Source organism: Prosthecobacter sp. (assembly GCF_020439865.1).
Classification (GTDB): Bacteria; Verrucomicrobiota; Verrucomicrobiia; order Verrucomicrobiales; family Verrucomicrobiaceae; genus Prosthecobacter.
In genome coordinates this window covers 1-3,838 of sequence record NZ_JAGRPF010000155.1, presented here as the reverse complement: position 1 = coordinate 3,838, position 3,838 = coordinate 1, and the positions used below count along the sequence as shown (strand labels likewise).

Annotated in this window: 3 protein-coding genes, 1 pseudogene and 1 riboswitch; of the genes and pseudogenes, 2 read left to right on the top strand and 2 right to left on the bottom strand. The window is 62.1% G+C overall.

The window, feature by feature from the left end:
* Positions 1-342, bottom strand: a pseudogene (locus tag KDL09_RS19245) (phosphomethylpyrimidine synthase); the annotation flags it as partial.
* A 60-nt stretch (positions 343-402) separates the two neighbouring features.
* Positions 403-514, bottom strand: a riboswitch (TPP riboswitch).
* A 156-nt stretch (positions 515-670) separates the two neighbouring features.
* Between KDL09_RS19245 and KDL09_RS19240 the strand changes: the two are divergent.
* Together KDL09_RS19240 and KDL09_RS19235 are read left to right on the top strand one after the other, a co-directional pair.
* Entirely contained in the window at positions 671-2,035 is a 1,365-nt protein-coding gene (locus KDL09_RS19240; protein WP_294388840.1) for a PEP-CTERM sorting domain-containing protein, read from the top strand.
* 29 nt (positions 2,036-2,064) lie between these two features.
* Positions 2,065-3,246, top strand: a complete 1,182-nt coding sequence (locus KDL09_RS19235; RefSeq protein WP_294388838.1) for a serine hydrolase domain-containing protein — start codon at positions 2,065-2,067, stop codon at positions 3,244-3,246.
* Here KDL09_RS19235 and KDL09_RS19230 read toward each other — a convergent pair.
* The coding region (locus KDL09_RS19230; protein WP_294388836.1) for a hypothetical protein at positions 3,247-3,838 on the bottom strand (592 nt) is incomplete at its 5' end.

The following is a 3,838-nucleotide window of genomic DNA, read 5'->3' as shown; positions in this document are numbered from 1 at the left end:
GGCGTGGTTGGCGGTGAGGTAGCCGTTGTCGCGGGGCTCGATGGCGCGGCCTTCGTAGGCTTCGACGTCGTTGCGGGCGAGGATCCACTGCTTGCGCAGGCCGGGCAGGCCTTCCTCGACGGTGCCTGCATAATTTGGGTCGCCCCAGGGGCCGGAGGTGTCATAGACGCGCACGGGTTCGTTCTCGATGATGCGGCCGTTGAAGTCCTTCGTGGGGCTGAGGGCGATCTCGCGCATGGGGACCTGCACGTCTTTGTGGATCTGGCCCTGAACGTAAACGCGGGTGGAAGCGGGGAGCTGCTCGGAGGAATGCGGCTCGAAGGAGTCGGTGGAGGCGATCATAAACTGGATGCTGGGTGCTGGATTCTCGATGCTGGATGGAGCGCTGAGCGCAAGAAACCGAGAAACCTCCGAGCGAGCTCCCTTCGGCGGCATGACCCGCATCAGGTTCGGAGGGTTCGGATCGAGGAAGATCCGTCTCAGTCCCTGCGGTGGGACGCCCCTGTCGTGACAGGGGCGATAGTCCGACTGTGGCGGCGAAGGTCAACGGCCATTTCACGGGTTCCTGAGGGGAGGGATCAGCCGGGGGCGGGAGAATGAGGGAAGATAAAGGGAGAAATGCGTTGGTGATTTATGAAAATTATAATAAACTTCCCTGATTTGTTAGCCAATGCGTCCCTTCGCCCCCCATTTTTCAGCCCTGCTGGCAAGCGCCGCCCTGCTGCTGACCCCGGTCACAGCCGTGCGGGCGGACCTTGTCACGGAATGGAATGCCCTGGCGCTGACGACGATGAGTTCCAGCACCGAGGCGCCGGTGATGGCCCGTGATCTGGCGATCCTGCAGGCTTCGATCTTCAATGCGTCCGAGAGCATCCGCGGCGGCTACAACACCTACGGCTACAACGCCTATTCCGCGCCGGGTGCCGGTCCGGCAGGCGCCGACTATCAGGCGGCGATGATTTCAGCGGCGAACACGGTGATGCAGAGCCTCTACTCGGGATCGAGCTCGGATTTCACCACGCTCTACAACACGCAGATCGGCACGATCGCCGCGGGTCAGGCCAAGGACGATGGAATCGCCTGGGGCATCACCATCGCCAACGAAGTCCTGAGCTGGCGCTCGACGGACGGCTCTGCCGCCGCGGCAAGCATTTCCTACTCGCCGGTGGGAACCGTGGGCTACTGGCAGCAAACATCACCATCAGGTGCGCTGCTGCCGGGCTGGGGCAATGTGGGAACGTTCACGATTCCGGGCGCGGGCGGTTACATGACCACGCTGCCGGGCGGCTCGGTGTCCAACTATCTGCTCACTGGACAGTATGCGACTGACTACAATCAGGTGAAGGACATCGGCGCTGCCTTCAGTCTCACGCGCACCGCAGACCAGACGAACCAGGCCTACTTCTGGGCGGGCGGTGACGGCACGGTGAAAATGACCGGCATGTGGAATCAGATCGCCGAAACGGTGGCGACCAATGCAGGACTGAGCGTCGCAGACACGGCACGTCTGCTCGCCGCCGTGAATCTGGCGATGGCAGACGCGAGCATCGTCGCGATGGCGACCGATTACAGCACGCAGTTCTGGCGCCCCGAAACGGCGATCGCGAACGGCGACATCGACGGCAATGGCAGCACCGGTGTGGATGTGTCGTGGACGCCGCTGATCAACTCACCGTCGCTTCCCGAATATGTTTCCCTGAGCGCCACAATCAGCCAGGCCGCAGCCACCGTCCTCGCCGCGTATCTCGGTGACAGCGTGGCCTTCAGCCTCGGCAGCGACATCGACGGCAACGGCAGCATCGACCTCACGCGCAACTTCACCAGCTTCAGCGAGGCGGCGAACGAGGCGGCATTGAGCGGCATCTACGGCGGCACGGAGTTCGGCACTTCGGTCGTCGATGGCCAGGCGATCGGGACGCAGGTGGGGAACTATGTGGTGGGGAACAACTTTGCGCTCGTGCCGGAACCTTCGGGCGCGCTGCTCATGATGTTCGGTGCGGGACTGTTTTGCTTCGGCACACGCCGGCGTCGTTAGATCGGATGAAGCACGCGCGTTGTGTCGCGATGTCATTCACCGCCCGCTCCCTCGTCTCCGTTCTCGCCCTGTTCCCCGCGCTGCTTCATGCGCTCGATGAAGCGAAGCTCGCCGCCATTCATCCGGCAATGGAAGAGGCCGTGAAGGCAAAGCAGGCCGCCGGCATCGTCACGCTGGTGATGGAGAAAGGCAAAGTGGTGCATCACGACGCCGCAGGCATGGCTGACATCGCCGCCGGTCGTGCGATGGAGAAGGACTCAATGTTCTGGATCGCATCAATGACGAAATCGGTCAATGCGACCGCCGTCATGGTGCTCGTCGATGAAGGCAAACTTTCGCTCGATGAACCTGCCTCGAAATGGCTGCCGGAACTTGCGAGCGTGAAGCTTGCGGACGGCAGCGCACCGGAAAAGCCGATCACGCTGCGCATGCTGCTGAGCCACACGGCCGGCATCGCCTTTCCACCGCGCAAGCCGACTGACGGAGCGATTTCGCTGAAGGCCTATGTGGCCTCGTTGCTCAAGACGCCGCTCGCGTTTCAGCCGGGCAGCTCCTACGAATACGGTTTCGGGCCCACGGTGTCCGGACGCATCATCGAACTCGTCTCCGGCATGACGTATGACGCGTTTTTGCATGCGAAGATCTTCCAGCCGCTCGGCATGAAGGACACGATGTTCAATCCTGATGACGCTCATCGCGCACGCATTGCCCGCACCTACAAGATGGATGATGAAACGCACGAACTCGTGCCGGGCTACAATCCCTTCGTCACCAGTGATGCGAGCGTCACGCACATGGTGGAGCCTGCCGGCGGCCTCTTCTCCACCGCCGCCGACATGGGGCGCTTTTATGCGATGATCGCGAACGGCGGCGAACTCGACGGCGAACGCATCCTCACGGAAAAATCCGTGCGCGACATGACGACTCCGGTGACCGCGGGTGGCAAACAGCTCAACTACGCCTGCGGCTGGCAGTGCAACATCGAGACACAGCGCGTGAATTCACAGATGCCGGTGGGCAGCTTTGGTCACGGCGGTGCGTTTGCGACGAACGGCTGCATCGATCCGAAGAGCGGGATCGTCACCGTGTTCATGGTGCAGAACGTTCTCGTGCCCGACAGCGGCAAGCCGAAGGACGCGTTTCAGCATCTCGTCATGGAAGCCGCCGGCATCAAGGTCACACCGCCGCCTGCGAAGAAGAAGGGCAAGTGATCAATGCTTCGCCGAAGCAGGCGTCGGATAGAGATCGGGCATCAGCAGCGGTCGCAGCACCATGGGAGTGAGTTCACGCGGCAGTGGTTTCCATGGGTAATGGTCGGTGGAGACCTTTGACCACGCGAGCAGTCCGCAGTCACGCCAGGGATCGAGCACGATGCCATCTTCAAAGCGCTGGCCCTTGGCGGTGACGACGATGCCGTTGTGCTCGAGCAACGTGGCACGGCGTGCCGAGGTGAGGTGCAGGTCGAAGGTTTTGAGATTGAGCCGGTGCAGGTGCGGAAACAAATCGTCCCGCCACTGGTAGCAGAGTCCGCGTTTGCGCAGGCCCGTGTTCACCAGGCCGTTGTTCATCCACGGAAAACGCAGTGGCTTGAAATCACGTGCGAGATCTGCGGAGGTCTCAATGGCGGTGATGGCGATCTTGTCGGCTTCGGCGGCGCTGACCGCGGGACTGAGCTGCTGGAGATCGTGACTGAGGCGACGTGCCTTTTCCTGGCGATCTGCGGGCGTGCCGAGATTGACGCAGGAGGTGATGAGGAGAGGAAGAAGCAGCGAAGCAAGGCGTGAGGCGGATAACATGCGGAGG

Excerpts from the sequence above, each read along its gene's own strand:
- KDL09_RS19240 (WP_294388840.1), top strand. The coding sequence starts at position 671 with ATGCGTCCCTTCGCCCCCCATTTTTCAGCCCTGCTGGCAAGCGCCGCC.
- KDL09_RS19235 (WP_294388838.1), top strand. The coding sequence starts at position 2,065 with ATGTCATTCACCGCCCGCTCCCTCGTCTCCGTTCTCGCCCTGTTCCCC.